The organism is Enterobacter sp. Acro-832 (assembly GCF_011752745.1).
GTDB lineage: Bacteria > Pseudomonadota > Gammaproteobacteria > Enterobacterales > Enterobacteriaceae > Enterobacter > Enterobacter quasiroggenkampii.
In genome coordinates this window covers 436,561-452,556 of sequence record NZ_VWWX01000004.1, presented here as the reverse complement: position 1 = coordinate 452,556, position 15,996 = coordinate 436,561, and the positions used below count along the sequence as shown (strand labels likewise).

Below are 15,996 nucleotides of genomic sequence, written 5' to 3'. Positions count from 1 at the left end.
AGATGATATTTGAAATAGCGTGAAATTACTAAAAGAAATATGACATCGCCAGACATCAAGTCTGGCGATGTGGCTGCACAATCAGAGGAAGGACTTGAACGGCAGGTCTGGCTCAATGGTGAAGCAATCATCGAAACCACGTGGGTAGTGATATTCAAGATTATCTTTGTCCAGCGGCCAGGTGAACTTGCCGCCGACCTGCCAGATGAACGGCTTGAAGCCATACTTCAGGCGGTCTTTTTTCATCTCCCACAGCACGCGGATTTCCTGCGGATCGGCCTGGAAGTTTGACCAGATATCGTGGTGGAACGGAATCACCACTTTGGTATTCAGCGCTTCCGCCATGCGCAGCATGTCGGCGCTGGTCATTTTGTCGGTAATGCCGCGCGGGTTCTCACCGTAGGAGCCCAGCGCCACGTCGATTTGGTGCTCGTTACCGTGCTTCGCGTAGTAGTTAGAGTAGTGAGAGTCGCCGCTGTGGTACAGGGAGCCGCCAGGGGTTTTAAACAGATAGTTAACCGCGCGCTCATCCATACCGTCCGGCAGTACACCCGCGGCTTTCTGATCGGCAGGCAGGGTAATCAGTGCTGTACGGTCAAAGGCATCCAGCGCATGGATTTCAATATCTTTAATTTTCACCACGTCGCCAGGCTTCATCACGATGCAGCGCTCTTTCGGCACGCCCCAGCCAATCCACAGATCCACGCAGGTCTGCGGCCCGATAAATGGCACATCGTCAGCACAGTTTTGCATCACCGCTGCCGCCACGTTCACATCGATATGATCGTTGTGATCGTGAGTGGAGAGCACGGCGTCGATCTGGCGAATGGCAAACGGATCGAGCACAAACGGCGTGGTACGCAGGTTCGGCTGCAGTTTTTCCACGCCCGCCATGCGCTGCATCTGGTGGCCCTTTTTCATCAACGGGTTGCCGTGGCTCTGCTTGCCGGTGCCGCACCAGAAATCGACGCAGATATTGGCGCCGCCTTCTGATTTCAGCCAGATACCGGTGCAGCCCAGCCACCACATCGCAAAGGTACCAGGAGCAACCTGTTCCTGCTCGATCTCTTCATTCAGCCAGCTGCCCCATTCCGGGAAGGTGCTCAGAATCCATGACTCACGGGTGATGGTGTTCACTTTACTCATCGTTTTGACTCCTGGTTTAATCAAAAGTAATCACTTGGTGATTTGTTGTGATTAATGCTGGCACCATTTGACGCGCTTTGCAATGGTAAAAATGCGGATTTTTATCCGTTCAACTTCACAGATTCTCCGCTTCTTACTTGTTATAGTAGTACGCGCAACTCATTAATTTGATGAATTATAAGGATTAATTTGTTTTCGCAATGCAGTAGTGAAAATCATTATTAACTGCATGGAAATAAATTGCGTGATACGTCACAAATAATCAAATGCAATCTTGTGGTGATTATTTGTGATTAATAGAGTGATGACACCAACCGCACAGGGATTACCCCTCGTGTTCTCATTTCTGGAGAGAGTTATGGAGATCCTCTACAACGTCTTTACCGTGTTCTTTAATCAGGTAATGACCAACGCCCCGCTGCTGCTGGGTATCGTGACGTGTCTGGGCTATATCCTGCTGCGCAAAAGCGTCAGCGTGATTATTAAAGGCACCATCAAAACCATTATCGGTTTCATGCTGTTACAGGCGGGGTCTGGCATTCTGACCAGCACCTTTAAGCCGGTCGTCGCCAAAATGTCCGAAGTGTATGGCATCAACGGTGCGATTTCTGACACTTACGCCTCAATGATGGCGACCATCGAGCGCATGGGTGATGCCTATAGCTGGGTGGGGTATGCAGTGCTGCTCGCCCTGGCGCTGAACATCATCTACGTTCTCCTGCGTCGTATTACCGGCATTCGCACCATCATGCTCACCGGGCACATCATGTTCCAGCAGGCGGGGCTGATCGCGGTTTCTCTCTATATCTTCGGTTACCCAATGTGGACCACGATTATCTGCACCGCGGTGCTGGTCTCGCTCTACTGGGGTATCACCTCCAACATGATGTACAAGCCGACTCAGGAAGTGACGGACGGCTGCGGTTTCTCCATCGGCCATCAGCAGCAGTTTGCTTCCTGGATTGCCTATAAAGTTGCGCCGTACCTGGGCAAAAAAGAAGAGAGCGTTGAAGACCTCAAGCTGCCTGGCTGGCTGAATATCTTCCACGACAACATCGTTTCGACCGCAATTGTCATGACCATCTTCTTCGGGGCCATTCTGCTCTCCTTCGGTATTGACGTGGTGCAGGCGATGGCAGGCAAAACCCACTGGACGGTTTACATCCTGCAGACCGGTTTCTCCTTCGCGGTGGCGATCTTCATCATCACTCAGGGCGTACGTATGTTCGTTGCCGAACTGTCGGAAGCGTTCAACGGTATCTCCCAGCGCCTGATCCCTGGCGCGGTACTGGCCATCGACTGTGCCGCTATCTATAGCTTCGCGCCAAACGCGGTGGTCTGGGGCTTTATGTGGGGCACTATCGGCCAGCTGATTGCAGTGGGCATTCTGGTCGGCTGCGGCTCCTCAATCCTGATTATTCCAGGCTTTATCCCGATGTTCTTCTCCAACGCCACCATCGGCGTATTCGCTAACCACTTCGGCGGCTGGCGTGCGGCGCTCAAAATCTGCCTGGTGATGGGCATGGTGGAAATCTTCGGCTGCGTGTGGGCGGTCAAGCTCACCAGTATGAGCGCCTGGATGGGTATGGCGGACTGGTCAATTCTGGCACCGCCGATGATGCAGGGCTTTGCCTCCATCGGGCTGGTCTTTATGGCCATCATCATCCTGATTGCTCTGGCTTATATGTTCTTCGCTGGCCGTTCGCTGCGAGCAGAAGAAGACGCGGAAAAACAAACAGCAGAAGTCTCTGCTCATTAAGGAGTTTCGATTATGACCGTACGTATCCTGGCTGTGTGTGGTAATGGGCAAGGCAGCTCCATGATCATGAAGATGAAAGTGGACCAGTTTTTAACCCAGTCCAACATCGACCACACGGTAAACAGCTGCGCAGTGGGTGAATACAAAAGTGAGCTGAACGGCGCGGACATCATCATCGCCTCTACTCATATCGCCGGCGAAATCAGTGTGTCGGGTAATAAATACGTGGTGGGCGTGCGCAACATGCTGTCGCCTGCGGATTTCGGACCAAAACTGCTGGAAGTGATTAAAGAGCACTTTCCACAAGACGTGAAGTAAGGACGCCACATGAAACTACGTGATTCGCTGGCAGAGAATAACTCCATCCTTTTACAGGCTGAGGCCAGCACCTGGCAGGAAGCGGTAAAGCTGAGCGTGGATCTGCTGGTTAAGGCTGACGTTGTCGAGCCGCGTTACTACCAGGCAATTCTGGATGGTGTGGCGCAGCATGGCCCTTATTTTGTGATTGCGCCGGGCCTGGCGATGCCGCATGGCCGCCCGGAAGAGGGCGTCAAGAAAACCGGCTTCGCGCTGGTGACGCTGAAAACGCCGCTGGTGTTTAACCACGAAGATAATGACCCGGTCGACATCCTGATCACCATGGCCGCTGTTGACGCTAACACCCACCAGGAGGTGGGCATCATGCAGATCGTCAATCTGTTTGATGACGAAGCCAATTTCGACCGTTTACGCGCCTGCCGTACCGAGCAGGACGTGCTGGATTTAATTGATAACGCCACAGCGGCGGCTGTTTAAGAGGAATTGAAAATGTCATTACCCATGTTGCAGGTTGCGCTTGATAACCAGACCTTGTCCCACGCTTATGAAACGACCCGTCTGATTGCGGAAGAAGTCGATATCATCGAAGTGGGTACCATTCTCTGCGTGGGCGAGGGCGTTCGCGCCGTTCGCGACCTGAAGGCGCTTTATCCGCACAAAATCGTGCTGGCAGATGCCAAAATAGCCGACGCAGGCAAAATCCTCTCCCGCATGTGCTTCGAAGCCAACGCCGACTGGGTCACCGTCATTTGCTGTGCGGATATCAACACCGCCAAAGGCGCGCTGGACGTGGCAAAAGAGTTTAACGGCGACGTGCAGATTGAGCTGACCGGTTTCTGGACCTGGGAACAGGCCCAGGAGTGGCGTGATGCGGGTATACAGCAGGTGGTGTATCACCGCAGCCGCGACGCGCAGGCCGCAGGGGTGGCGTGGGGCGAAGCGGATATCAGCGCGATCAAACGTCTGGCGGATATGGGCTTTAAAGTCACCGTTACCGGCGGTCTGGCACTGGAAGATCTGCCGCTGTTCAAGGGCATTCCGATTCACGTCTTTATTGCCGGTCGCAGCATTCGTGATGCGGCGTCTCCAGTGGAAGCGGCGCGTCAGTTCAAACGCTCAATCGCTCAGCTTTGGGGCTAAGGAGCGGGTATGTTGTCCAAACAGGTCCCGCTTGGCATCTATGAAAAGGCACTCCCTGTGGGGGAGTGCTGGCTGGAGCGGTTACAGCTGGCAAAACAGCTGGGCTTCGATTTTGTCGAAATGTCCGTGGATGAGACGGACGAACGCCTCTCTCGTCTCGACTGGGGTCGTGAACAACGCCTGGCGCTGGTGAGCGCCATCGCCGAAACGGGGGTACGCGTGCCGTCAATGTGCCTGAGCGCCCACCGCCGTTTCCCTCTCGGCAGTGAAGACGATGCTGTGCGCGCTCAGGGGTTGGAGATCATGCGTAAAGCCATTCGCTTTGCGCAGGACGTGGGTATCCGCGTGATCCAGTTGGCGGGTTATGACGTTTATTACCAGGAAGCCAACGATGAAACGCGCCGTCGTTTCCGTGACGGGCTGAAGGAGAGCGTTGAGATGGCCAGCCGTGCGCAGGTCACGCTGGCGATGGAGATCATGGACTACCCGTTGATGAACTCCATCAGCAAGGCGCTGGGCTACGCGCACTATCTGAATAACCCGTGGTTCCAGCTTTATCCTGATATCGGCAACCTGTCGGCATGGGATAACGATGTGCAGATGGAACTGCAGGCAGGTATGGGGCATATCGTGGCGGTGCACGTCAAAGATACCCGTCCTGGCGTGTTTAAAAACGTACCGTTCGGCACAGGGGTGGTGGATTTCGAACGGTGCTTCGAGACGCTCAGGCAGACCGGCTATTGCGGGCCTTATCTGATCGAGATGTGGAGCGAAACGTCGGAAAACCCTGCGGCGGAAGTAGCAAAGGCGCGGGACTGGGTGCGCGAGCGTATGGCGCGCGCGGGGTTACTGGAGGCTGAACATGCTTAAGCTTAAACAGCAGGTCTTTGAAGCCAACATGGATCTGCCGCGCTATGGCCTGGTCACCTTCACCTGGGGTAACGTTAGCGCTATCGATCGCGAACAGGGGCTGATCGTGATTAAGCCGAGCGGTGTGGCGTATGACACCATGAACGCTGACGATATGGTGGCGGTCGATCTTGACGGAAACGTCGTAGAGGGAAAATGGCGTCCCTCTTCAGATACGGCGACCCATCTGGCGCTTTATCGTCGTTATCCCTCACTCGGCGGCGTTGTGCATACCCACTCGACCCATGCCACGGCCTGGGCACAGGCGGGGCTGGCGATCCCGGCGCTGGGAACAACGCATGCGGACTACTTCTTTGGCGACATCCCCTGCACGCGCGCATTAACGCAGGCTGAAGTGGAAGGCGAATACGAGCTCAACACCGGGAAGGTTATCATCGAAACGTTGGGTGAAAGCGAACCGCTGCATACGCCGGGTATTGTGGTCTATCAGCACGGCCCGTTCGCCTGGGGAAAAGATGCCCACGACGCCGTTCACAATGCGGTTGTCATGGAGGAGGTGGCACGCATGGCGTGGATTGCTCGCGGCATCAACCCACAGCTTCAGGGGATTGATGATTATCTGATGAATAAGCATTTCATGCGCAAGCACGGCCCGAATGCCTATTACGGGCAGAAGTGAATAAGTGCTCTGGAATACCGAAAAACAGTTGTAACCGGTGGTATTCCGGAGCCATTCACAAAAAAAAGCCCCCGGGCAGGGGGCAACGTCAACTATGGCTATGTTCTCGTTGTTGGCTTTCCTGGTGCTAGCGTTAACGCGTTATCGGTAAATATCTGCACTGGCGTGCATATTGCCGTTGCTGCCGGGCTCACGGATTAACATCACGTGGTAATAGGTTGCGCCCTGTGCATCGGTTTCTTGATTAAGGGCCTGATCTGTTTCACTTTCCGTGGCGAAATTATGATTGATGTAAATGACGCCCAAGCTTTGCACATCATCCATGTTTCTGGCCTGTCGGCTGTCTATCTTGATGGCTGCCATCGCGTTTGCACTGAGCAAAAGCGCTGCCATTAGGGCTAATGCGATTTGTTTCATGATATGCGCTCCACGACTGCGTGCTCTGAGAGGGGGACTCCTTCTTCTGTTCAGGTGATCTCTGATTAAAGTGTAATCATTCCTCCGGCGGGGAAGCGTGACCATTTCTGATGCAGTTGTTCAAAAAAACACCGCTTCCGGGTGTGAGTAATTTTAAATCACCCACTTAGACCCGCTTCGCGCTTTGTGCGAATTATTTGTGCAATCAGCTTGAGTTTCCGGGGGCGCGCAAGTATTATGACGCGTCAATTTTTCAGCCGACCTTTAACACGTTCCTTGCCTCCCCGGGCCTCGGCTGACCCAGACAGGAGGCTGAATAATCCGTAAGGAGCAATTCGATGCGTCATTACGAAATCGTTTTTATGGTCCATCCTGACCAGAGCGAACAGGTTCCGGGTATGATCGAGCGCTACACTGGTGCAATCACTGCAGCAGCGGGCACGATCCACCGTCTGGAAGACTGGGGCCGCCGTCAGCTGGCTTATCCGATCAACAAACTGCACAAAGCTCACTACGTTCTGCTGAACGTTGAAGCGCCGCAGGAAGTGATCGATGAGCTGGAAACTAACTTCCGCTTCAACGATGCCGTTATCCGCAGCATGGTTATGCGTACTAAACACGCAGTTACCGAAGCATCTCCGATGGTTAAAGCGAAAGACGAGCGCCGTGAGCGTCGCGATGATTTCGCAAACGAAACCGCAGATGATTCTGATGCTGGGGATTCTGAAGAGTAATTTCTGATGACCAACCGTCTGGCGTTGTCCGGCATCGTATGCAGGGCTCCCCTTCGAAAGGTCAGTCCATCAGGAATTCCGCATTGCCAGTTCGTGCTTGAGCATCGTTCTGTGCAAGAGGAAGCCGGGTTTCACCGGCAGGCGTGGTGCCAAATGCCCGTTATTATTAGCGGACACGAAAACCAGGCCATTACTCACAGTTTAACGGTCGGTAGTGCAGTAATCGTTCAGGGGTTCATCTCTTGCCACAAGGCAAAGAACGGTCTGAGCAAAATGGTTCTGCATGCCGAGCAGATTGATTTGATAGATTCTGGAGACTAGCCATATGGCACGTTATTTCCGTCGTCGCAAGTTCTGCCGTTTCACCGCGGAAGGCGTTCAAGAGATCGACTATAAAGATATCGCAACGCTGAAAAACTACATCACCGAAAGCGGTAAGATTGTCCCAAGCCGTATCACCGGTACTCGTGCAAAATATCAGCGTCAGCTGGCTCGCGCTATCAAACGCGCTCGCTACCTGTCCCTGCTGCCGTACACTGATCGTCATCAGTAATCGGGCACGGTCCATTAATACGACTTTAAGAGGATAAGGTAATGCAAGTTATTCTGCTTGATAAAGTAGCAAACCTGGGCAGCCTGGGTGATCAGGTAAACGTTAAAGCGGGCTACGCTCGTAACTTCCTGGTTCCACAGGGTAAAGCTGTTCCAGCTACCAAGAAAAACGTAGAGTTTTTCGAAGCACGTCGCGCTGAACTGGAAGCCAAACTGGCTGACGTTCTGGCGGCTGCTAATGCTCGCGCTGAAGCAATCAACGCACTGGGCACCGTTACCATCGCGTCCAAAGCTGGCGACGAAGGTAAACTGTTCGGTTCCATCGGTACCCGCGATATCGCTGATGCAGTTTCTGCAGCAGGCGTTAAAGTGGCTAAGAGCGAAGTTCGTCTGCCGAACGGCGTTCTGCGTACCACTGGTGAGCACGAAGTTGACTTCCAGGTTCACAGCGAAGTGTTCGCTAAACTGGTTGTTAACGTTGTAGCTGAGTAATTTTTTACTCTGCTCACGTTGAAACGCCGGCCTTGTGCCGGCGTTTTGCTTTTTACAGATCCCAGTCCTTAACGTGCCCTGATAAAACTGCCGTCCGGCTGGCGGGTAAACAGCACCTGTTGTCCATTTCCGGTATCAATCGTTAACCCTGTCACCACCCCGCTGGCATTCTGGCGTATTTGCACCATCTGGCCATTCTGCAGGTTACTGAGCGGCTTACCCGCACCTTCCACCTTCGCCATGGCATACACGTCTGTCGGCGGCAGGTTGTGGTCACGGAACAGCTGCGCCAGCGTTTTACCCGACTCTACGCGATAGGAACGCCACTGTTGCTCAATGCCGGTGGGCTGTTGCGTCTGAGGCTGAGACGGGGCGGCGGCTTGTTCCTGCGGCTGTTCGTCCTGAATGGGCTCTGGCTCAACCGGCGCGACCTGACCCGGGTCGTTAGACGGGGTGACGAGCTGCGTCTGCATCGGCTGTGCGTCAGGCTGCGGTCGGGTTTGCGACTGAATATCCAGCTGAGCATTGCGGGTGACGGGGGCGATATCAACATCATCGCCACCGGAAGGAAGCAGGAAGCCCACAATCACCATCAGCGCACCAATGATGATCCCTCTGCGATGCAGAGGCGGCAGCGGGTCCATGATGCGAAAATTGTCCGGCGCCTGCCAGATTTTCGCCAGGGTAGGTTTCAGTTCAAATCGCCCGGGCATGGCACTCCTCCTGCTCCGCGTATTTTTTATCCTGTGCCCCGAAGTATAGTTTGCTAACTGCCTGAACGGCGTAGTAAACCCGACATCCGTGACATCAGTTCGGGATTAATCCTGGTTCTCTCTATTGTTTCTGTTTCGTCGCGGTTTGTCACCTTAACTTCAGACAAAGTTTTACCCATAAGGGCATGGCTGATATGCTGCCCGCTACTTTAAATGTGATGGAAGGAAAACCCATGACCACCCCGACTTTTGACACTATCGAAGCGCAGGCAAGTTACGGTATCGGCTTGCAGGTAGGACAGCAGCTGAGCGAATCCGGCCTGGAAGGTCTGTTACCCGAAGCGCTGGTGGCGGGTATCGCTGACGCGCTGGAAGGTAAACAGCCTGCCGTTCCGGTTGACGTTGTGCACCGTGCGCTGCGTGAAATCCACGAACGTGCTGACGCCGTGCGTCGCGCACGTTTTGAAGAGATGGCCGCCGAAGGTGTGAAATATCTGGAAGAGAACCGTGAGCGTGAAGGCGTGAACAGCACCGAGTCTGGTCTGCAGTTCCGCGTGATCAATCAGGGTGATGGCGCAATCCCGGCGCGTACCGACCACGTTCGCGTACACTATACCGGTAAGCTGATCGACGGTACCGTCTTCGACAGCTCCGTGGCGCGCGGCGAACCGGCTGAGTTCCCGGTGAATGGCGTTATCGCAGGCTGGATCGAAGCGCTGACCCTGATGCCAGTGGGTTCTAAATGGGAACTGACTATTCCGCACAACCTGGCCTACGGCGAGCGCGGCGCTGGCGCGTCCATCCCGCCATTCAGCACCCTGGTCTTTGAAGTCGAGCTGCTGGAAATTCTGTAATCGACTTTTCTTATTTCCTCTCCCCGGCTGGGGAGGGGAAAATAGCGTGAAAACCTATAGTTAAGCCGGAATCAATATTTTATCTTGCAAACGAAACTGTTGCGTGTATTTTTGTGAGCTGTTTCGCGCTGTATGAGTGATATGACACTCACTTTCAACATATTATTAACATAATATCTAAATCATAGTATTCATCCCGCCGATTCTTACCTAATATCGATTAGCCCTTACAAGGGAACGTCATTTTTTTGGCGTATTTAAAGGCCAGAAGAGCCTTAACAACACAGACAGGCATAAACAGGAAAATATCACATGGTAGATCAGGTCAAAGTCGTCGCCGACGAAGAGGCGTCGTCTGAACAGTCGCTACGGCGCAATCTCACAAACCGTCATATTCAGCTCATTGCCATCGGGGGTGCCATCGGTACCGGGTTGTTTATGGGGTCAGGCAAAACCATCAGTCTCGCCGGACCGTCAATCATATTCGTCTATATGATTATCGGTTTTATGCTGTTCTTCGTGATGCGTGCAATGGGTGAACTGCTGCTCTCGAACCTTGAATACAAATCCTTCAGCGACTTCGCTTCAGACCTGCTCGGACCATGGGCGGGCTATTTTACCGGCTGGACCTACTGGTTCTGCTGGGTCGTCACCGGTATGGCGGACGTCGTGGCGATTACCGCCTATGCGCAGTTCTGGTTCCCGGGGCTGTCGGACTGGGTGGCCTCGCTGGCGGTCATCGTTCTGCTGCTGAGCCTTAACCTCGCCACCGTTAAAATGTTCGGTGAGATGGAGTTCTGGTTCGCAATGATCAAAATTGTGGCCATTGTCGGGCTCATCGTGGTGGGCCTGGTGATGGTGCTCACCCACTTCCAGTCACCAACCGGCGTTCAGGCGTCGTTTACCCATCTGTGGAATGACGGCGGCTGGTTCCCGAAAGGCATCAGCGGCTTCTTTGCCGGCTTCCAGATTGCGGTGTTCGCGTTTGTAGGGATTGAGCTGGTCGGAACGACCGCTGCGGAAACCAAAGATCCTGAGAAGTCCCTGCCGCGCGCCATTAACTCCATTCCGGTGCGCATCATCATGTTCTACGTCTTCGCGCTGATTATCATTATGTCCGTGACGCCGTGGAGCTCGGTGGTGCCAAGCAAGAGCCCGTTTGTTGAGCTGTTCGTGCTGGTAGGTCTGCCTGCGGCAGCGAGCCTGATTAACTTCGTGGTGCTGACCTCTGCGGCTTCTTCCGCAAACAGCGGCGTGTTCTCAACCAGCCGTATGCTGTTTGGTCTGGCGCAGGAAGGCGTGGCGCCGAGCGCGTTCGCCAAGCTCTCTAAGCGTGCCGTACCGGCAAAAGGGCTGACCTTCTCATGCATGTGTCTGCTGGGTGGTGTGGTGATGCTCTACGTGAACCCAAGCGTGATTGGCGCATTCACCATGATCACCACGGTCTCTGCGATCCTGTTTATGTTCGTCTGGACCATTATCCTCTGCTCCTATCTGGTGTACCGCAAACAGCGCCCACACCTGCATGAAAAATCGATCTACAAGATGCCGCTGGGCAAGCTGATGTGCTGGGTGTGCATGGCGTTCTTCGTCTTCGTGCTGGTTCTGCTGACGCTGGAAGATGATACCCGCCAGGCGCTGATCGTCACGCCGCTGTGGTTTATCGCGCTGGGGCTGGGCTGGATGTTTATCGGTAAGAAACGTATGGCTGGCATGCGTTAAGCATGTTGCCGGGTGGCGCTGACGTTTACCCGGCCTACGTTCGAGGACGTTGCAGGCCCGGTAAGCGCTAGCGCCACCGGGCTTTTTTATTCCCCCGCTAATGCCCGTGGGAACAGAACGTTATTCTCCAGACTGATGTGCTCCATCAGGTCGTCGATCGTTTCGTTAATGCCGTTGTACATCGCTTTCCACGTTGTGCACGCTTCTGGCGGCGGCGTGACGTTGTGGGTGGTATGTTTGATCACCTCCAGCAGTTCGCCCGCGTCATCATGCTCGCTTTCCATCACGCTGATGGGCCCCATCGCCTGGCTTCCCATTCCCTGTTTAATCATCGGGAAGAGGATCTGCTCTTCTTTCATCATATGGCTGGAAAGCTCTTCGTGCAGCAGGGTCAGGTACTTTGCCAGACCGCGCGGTACGGAAGGTTTGTCGGCATGGACGCGCTCGACTTTGGTCGCCTGCAGGATCAGCTCCGGCAGCTGTTCACGGTGACGGTCATGATAACGCACGATGATATGGTCGATGATTTCCGCGAGCGGAGCGGTTCGCCAGTCTTTGTCGATGGGCTGTGCGGCCAGCTGCGTCAGCTCGGCTTCAATCACCTCAACGTTCAGCTCTTTGCGTAACGCCGCACGCGCCAGGGTTTGCTTACCGCCGCAGCAGTAGTCCATATCGTATTTACGGAACAGCGCAGAAGCGCGAGGAATGGAGAGCGCCAGCTCGCCGAGGGGTTGGTCGCGAAAGGCCATAGCAGTTACCTCATTCTCAATAATATAAGATGCATACTAAATGCATCTTTAAGGTGGCGCTATAACCCTTTAGAGGGACGGGGAAAAATGAGATGCAGATCACAAAAAAATATCCGATTTAACTCTCTGAATGGGCTCAGGAAAGTGGTTTCGAAACTTTTTAAAGGTGGAGAAACAGTAAACAACCCGCTGTGCCTGCCGATATATCCACGTCAGACAAACCTGCATATAACAAAGGCAACGCATGTTTAAACGTATAAAAGTCATTACCCTTCTGATTTCGGTGCTGCTTGTGCTCGGCATCATGCAAGTGATTTCCGCCGGTATCTTTATCAACGCCCTGAACAACGATAAAGACAACTTCACCGTGGCGCAGCTCTCCAGCAAGAACGTGGCGGAGTTTACCGATGCGTGGATCAGTCTGAACCAGGCGCGCGTCACCCTGAACCGCGGGATGCTGCGCCTGCAAAGCAGCATGGCCTCGCAAATTAACGGCGGTCAGCTGAATGAGTTGGTGACCACGGCGAAAAATCTGCTGACTGAAGCGCAGGTTCATTACGATAAATACTATGCCTTGCCGAACACGCCAGGCCTGGATGAGAGCCTGACTAACCAACTCGAAGAGCAGTACCGCATTTACTCTGCGACGCTGACGCAAATGAACGTTCTGCTGAGCCAGGGCAATCTGGAAGATATGTTCAAGCAGAATGCCGAACAAAAACAGAACGCGATGCAGACGGTGTATCGTGAATGGCGTGAAGCGCAGGCTGCGCTCACGGATAAAGGCATTCAGGATAACGAAAGTGATTACAAGCGCATCCTGTGGATCCTCTCTGCGGTCATGTTGCTGGTGATTGTGGTGATTATCTCCAGCTGGATTGCGATGCGCCGCGTGCTGCTGCTGCCGCTGGAAGAGGTGATTAACCATATTCGCGCCATTGCGGCAGGCGATCTCACCCAGCCGATTCAGGCCGACGGTAAAAATGAAATGGCTATCCTGGCGCGCAACGTGCAGGAGATGCAAACTTCGCTGGCGAATACCGTGGGCGTAGTGCGTGAAGGCGCAGATACCATTTACACCGGTGCAGGCGAAATCTCTGCAGGCAGTAACGATCTCTCTTCCCGCACCGAGCAGCAGGCCGCGTCTCTGGAAGAGACGGCAGCCAGCATGGAGCAGCTGACGGCAACGGTGAAGCAGAATGCCGATAACGCGCGTCAGGCGTCCCGTCTGGCGCTGGATGCCTCCTCAACGGCGAAGAAGGGCGGTAACGTGGTGGAAGGCGTCGTACGTACGATGGATGAGATCGCCACCAGTTCCAGCAAGATCGCGCAAATCACTAACGTGATCGACGGTATTGCTTTCCAGACGAATATCCTGGCGCTGAACGCGGCGGTGGAAGCAGCCCGTGCAGGCGAGCAGGGCCGTGGCTTTGCGGTGGTGGCAGGGGAAGTGCGTACCCTTGCCCAGCGCAGTGCTCAGGCGGCGAAAGAGATCAAAGCGCTGATCGACGACTCCGGCGAACGCGTGAATGCGGGTTCGCAGCTGGTTAACGAAGCCGGGGCCACGATGGCCGAGATCGTCAATGCGGTTACCCGCGTCACCGACATCATGGGCGAAATAGCCTCGGCCTCTGACGAGCAGAGCCGCGGTATTGACCAGGTGGGCCAGGCGGTAGCCGAAATGGACCGCGTGACTCAGCAGAACGCCTCGCTGGTGGAGGAGTCTGCGGCCGCAGCGGCAGCGCTGGAAGATCAGGCTGCACGTCTGAACGAAGCGGTGGCGGTATTTAAAATCACCCGCAATCAGGCGGTTAAAGCGGCGCCGGTGAAAACCTATGTGCCAAAAGCGCAGCCCGTAGCGACGGCACCCGAAGCGAACTGGGAAACGTTTTAAGATCATGCCGGGTGGCGCTGCGCTGACCCGGCCTGTGAAACCGTTCCTTGTAGGCTGGGTAAGGCGTAGCCGTCACCCGGCAAAATCACATCTCCGACGCCGGAACAACCCTCGGTTTTTCCGGCTTCGCTCTCACCGCCATCACCACGCCCACGACCAACAGCACGATCCCGCAGGCCGTGAACAACGGCGGCACGCTCTGGCGCATCAGGAAGGTATACAGCAGCCCGGCCAGGGTTTCGAAGACAATCAGCGGCCCTAAGATCACCGTCGGCAGCTTCTGGCTGGCAATATTCCAGCACAGCGCGCCCACCCATGAACACAGCACCGCAATCGCCACCATCAGGCCGATAAACACCCACGGTCTTGGCCCGAAGGGCTGGGCGAAGTCCGGCTGCTGATGGCCCAGCCAGAGGCATGCGCCGAGATACCCCACGACAGATACGGGCAACGTGACCAGCGCCTGCGCCGTCGCCCACATCATTGGGTGCTTGTCCGGATTCTCTCGCAGCCAGCGCGCGTTGCGCAGGGCATACCAGGCCCAGCACGCCACGGAAATGAACGCCAGCAGAATGCCAGAGCCGTATCGCCACAGGTCAACATCCCCCTGCCCATGACGCAGCTCGGCAATATTGACGCATATCAGCCCCAGGGCAGTGCAGACCAGCGCCGGGGCCATTTTTGACCACGCCAGTTTGCCATCGCGGTGGCTGTAAAGCAGGTTAGCAAAGACGGGGATAACGACCGGCAGCGTGCCAATAATCATGGTCGATACCGGCGCACCGGTACGCTGAATGGCACTCGCGAGGCAAACGTAATAGATAAGATTGCCCATCATGGTCAGCGCCAGTGCGGTACCCCAGTCCTGACGGCTGAGCTGACGCAAGCGCGCGCGCCCCAGCCACGCCAGGGGCAGGGCAATCAGCCCCAGCGCCAGATAACGTCCGGTCGACTGCAATATCGCCGGGTACTCCGGCACGATCAGCGGGCCGACAAAAATCAGCCCCCACATCATCCCGGCCAGCAGGGCATACAACACTCCACTAATCATTTTTCCATCCACAGGTATTTACTTTGTTCTCAGTGTAGGACGGGCAAATGCGTGCGTATTGTATGAGGTTGCGCATTAGCGCCGGGTGACCTGCTTCTGGTAGCGCACGGGGGTAATGCCGTAGCGGTGGGTAAACGCGCGGGTCAGATGCGACTGATCGGTCAGCCCGGTTGCGGCGGCGACCTCTGCGGCGGGCATGCCGTGGGTGAGGAACGCTTTGGCGCGCCAGAGGCGAATGGCCATCAGCATCTGATGCGGCGTTACGTGAAAATGGGCTTTGAACTGGCGCTGGAAATGATACGGGCTGAGTGAAACGACGCTGGCCAGTTCGTCCAGCGTCAGGGCGCGCATATAGTTGTCGTGCAGGTACTCGCGTACCCGTTCGAAGCGGTGCGCGCCTTCCTGAACCCGCGGCGCGTGATGGGCAAACGGCTGGAAGGTCTCAATCAGATCCAGCAGTAATCCTTTTTGCGCAAGCGGATCGTCCGTGTGCCACAAGCCGTAAATAAGCCTGCCAATTTGCTGCGAGCGCAATGGGTCATGACGGGTCACGTCACTGAACCACCAGTGCCGCAGACCGGTCACCTCTTCCAGCAGATCGGGTTCGATATAGACCATCCGGTAGCGCCAGCCGCCCTCGGTGGCGGATTCGCCGGTATGGATCTCGTCCGGGTTCATGGTAACGACGGATTTTTCCGCCGCGAGATGCTGGCTACCGCGATAGCGAAAACGTTCGGCACCGGTTTCAATCGTGCCGATCCCGAAGGCTTCATGGGTGTGAGGCTCAAAGGCGTAGTCAGAAATATGGGCATGATAAAGCTCCAGGCCCGGCAGTTGCGCCAGATGGCGAAAGCGCGCGCTGTCTCTTTCATCATTAAACTGTTCCGGTACGCCTTGCACGGTAAG

19 protein-coding genes are annotated in these 15,996 nt (G+C 55.1%); 13 read left to right on the top strand and 6 right to left on the bottom strand.

The genetic code is table 11. The features are described 5' to 3' along the window. Positions 1–81 precede the first annotated feature (81 nt). Positions 82–1,146, bottom strand: a complete 1,065-nt coding sequence (gene ulaG / locus F3J31_RS16910; protein WP_010427455.1) for an L-ascorbate 6-phosphate lactonase — start codon at positions 1,144–1,146, stop codon at positions 82–84. A gap of 358 nt (positions 1,147–1,504) precedes the next feature. On the opposite strand from ulaG, the gene ulaA reads away from it, so the two are divergent. The 6 genes from ulaA to F3J31_RS16880 are packed head-to-tail and all read left to right on the top strand — an operon-like array spanning position 1,505 to position 5,912. Next, complete coding sequence (gene ulaA, locus F3J31_RS16905) at positions 1,505–2,905, top strand: PTS ascorbate transporter subunit IIC (RefSeq protein WP_167214296.1); 1,401 nt, start codon at positions 1,505–1,507, stop codon at positions 2,903–2,905. 12 nt (positions 2,906–2,917) lie between these two features. Continuing rightward, complete coding sequence (gene ulaB / locus F3J31_RS16900) at positions 2,918–3,223, top strand: PTS ascorbate transporter subunit IIB (protein WP_003856022.1); 306 nt, start codon at positions 2,918–2,920, stop codon at positions 3,221–3,223. A 9-nt stretch (positions 3,224–3,232) separates the two neighbouring features. Beyond that, a complete protein-coding gene (ulaC, locus tag F3J31_RS16895; protein ID WP_024907321.1) occupies positions 3,233–3,700 on the top strand; it encodes a PTS ascorbate transporter subunit IIA in 468 nt (155 codons plus the stop codon). Between the two features lie 12 nt (positions 3,701–3,712). Further along, complete coding sequence (gene ulaD, locus F3J31_RS16890; RefSeq protein WP_008502901.1) at positions 3,713–4,363, top strand: 3-keto-L-gulonate-6-phosphate decarboxylase UlaD; 651 nt, start codon at positions 3,713–3,715, stop codon at positions 4,361–4,363. 9 nt (positions 4,364–4,372) lie between these two features. After that, positions 4,373–5,233, top strand: coding sequence for an L-ribulose-5-phosphate 3-epimerase (locus F3J31_RS16885; RefSeq protein ID WP_167214293.1), 861 nt, complete (start codon positions 4,373–4,375; stop codon positions 5,231–5,233). Continuing rightward, positions 5,226–5,912, top strand: coding sequence for an L-ribulose-5-phosphate 4-epimerase (locus tag F3J31_RS16880; RefSeq protein ID WP_167214290.1), 687 nt, complete (start codon positions 5,226–5,228; stop codon positions 5,910–5,912). The genes F3J31_RS16885 and F3J31_RS16880 overlap by 8 nt, the downstream gene beginning before the upstream one ends. Positions 5,913–6,053: 141 nt before the next feature. Here F3J31_RS16880 and yjfY read toward each other — a convergent pair whose 3' ends face one another. Continuing rightward, on the bottom strand, positions 6,054–6,329 hold the full coding sequence (yjfY, locus tag F3J31_RS16875; protein ID WP_167214287.1) for a DUF1471 family protein YjfY: 276 nt from the start codon (positions 6,327–6,329) through the stop codon (positions 6,054–6,056). A 338-nt stretch (positions 6,330–6,667) separates the two neighbouring features. On the opposite strand from yjfY, the gene rpsF reads away from it, so the two are divergent. The 4 genes from rpsF to rplI are packed head-to-tail and all read left to right on the top strand — an operon-like array spanning position 6,668 to position 8,107. Continuing rightward, on the top strand, positions 6,668–7,063 hold the full coding sequence (gene rpsF / locus F3J31_RS16870) for a 30S ribosomal protein S6 (protein ID WP_014830397.1): 396 nt from the start codon (positions 6,668–6,670) through the stop codon (positions 7,061–7,063). 6 nt (positions 7,064–7,069) lie between these two features. Continuing rightward, entirely contained in the window at positions 7,070–7,384 is a 315-nt protein-coding gene (gene priB, locus F3J31_RS16865) for a primosomal replication protein N (protein ID WP_008502895.1), read from the top strand. Between the two features lie 4 nt (positions 7,385–7,388). Continuing rightward, the gene (gene rpsR / locus F3J31_RS16860; RefSeq protein WP_000135199.1) at positions 7,389–7,616 is read left to right on the top strand and encodes a 30S ribosomal protein S18; all 228 of its coding nucleotides are present in this window, start codon (positions 7,389–7,391) and stop codon (positions 7,614–7,616) included. Between the two features lie 41 nt (positions 7,617–7,657). Further along, on the top strand, positions 7,658–8,107 hold the full coding sequence (gene rplI, locus F3J31_RS16855) for a 50S ribosomal protein L9 (RefSeq protein ID WP_008502894.1): 450 nt from the start codon (positions 7,658–7,660) through the stop codon (positions 8,105–8,107). A 68-nt stretch (positions 8,108–8,175) separates the two neighbouring features. Here rplI and F3J31_RS16850 read toward each other — a convergent pair whose 3' ends face one another. Beyond that, complete coding sequence (locus F3J31_RS16850; RefSeq protein ID WP_167214284.1) at positions 8,176–8,820, bottom strand: OapA family protein; 645 nt, start codon at positions 8,818–8,820, stop codon at positions 8,176–8,178. A gap of 233 nt (positions 8,821–9,053) precedes the next feature. Between F3J31_RS16850 and fklB the strand changes: the two genes are divergently transcribed. Next, complete coding sequence (gene fklB / locus F3J31_RS16845; RefSeq protein WP_008502892.1) at positions 9,054–9,674, top strand: FKBP-type peptidyl-prolyl cis-trans isomerase; 621 nt, start codon at positions 9,054–9,056, stop codon at positions 9,672–9,674. 312 nt (positions 9,675–9,986) lie between these two features. Next, positions 9,987–11,396: a D-serine/D-alanine/glycine transporter gene (gene cycA / locus F3J31_RS16840; protein ID WP_008502891.1), complete on the top strand. Its 1,410-nt coding sequence runs from the start codon at positions 9,987–9,989 to the stop codon at positions 11,394–11,396. A gap of 86 nt (positions 11,397–11,482) precedes the next feature. Here the strand turns inward: cycA and ytfE are convergent, their stop codons facing one another. Next, positions 11,483–12,145 carry an iron-sulfur cluster repair protein YtfE gene (gene ytfE / locus F3J31_RS16835; protein WP_111967115.1) on the bottom strand — a complete coding sequence of 221 codons (663 nt, stop codon included), beginning with the start codon at positions 12,143–12,145 and terminating at the stop codon, positions 11,483–11,485. Positions 12,146–12,389: 244 nt separating this feature from the next. Between ytfE and F3J31_RS16830 the strand changes: the two genes are divergently transcribed. Further along, positions 12,390–14,039 carry a methyl-accepting chemotaxis protein gene (locus F3J31_RS16830; RefSeq protein ID WP_048027882.1) on the top strand — a complete coding sequence of 550 codons (1,650 nt, stop codon included), beginning with the start codon at positions 12,390–12,392 and terminating at the stop codon, positions 14,037–14,039. Positions 14,040–14,124: 85 nt separating this feature from the next. On the opposite strand, the gene F3J31_RS16825 is transcribed toward F3J31_RS16830, so the two are convergent. Together F3J31_RS16825 and F3J31_RS16820 are read right to left on the bottom strand one after the other, a co-directional pair. Next, positions 14,125–15,090 carry a DMT family transporter gene (locus tag F3J31_RS16825; protein WP_048027884.1) on the bottom strand — a complete coding sequence of 322 codons (966 nt, stop codon included), beginning with the start codon at positions 15,088–15,090 and terminating at the stop codon, positions 14,125–14,127. Between the two features lie 75 nt (positions 15,091–15,165). Then, the gene (locus F3J31_RS16820) at positions 15,166–15,990 is read right to left on the bottom strand and encodes an AraC family transcriptional regulator (RefSeq protein ID WP_008502887.1); all 825 of its coding nucleotides are present in this window, start codon (positions 15,988–15,990) and stop codon (positions 15,166–15,168) included. Positions 15,991–15,996: the final 6 nt, after the last annotated feature.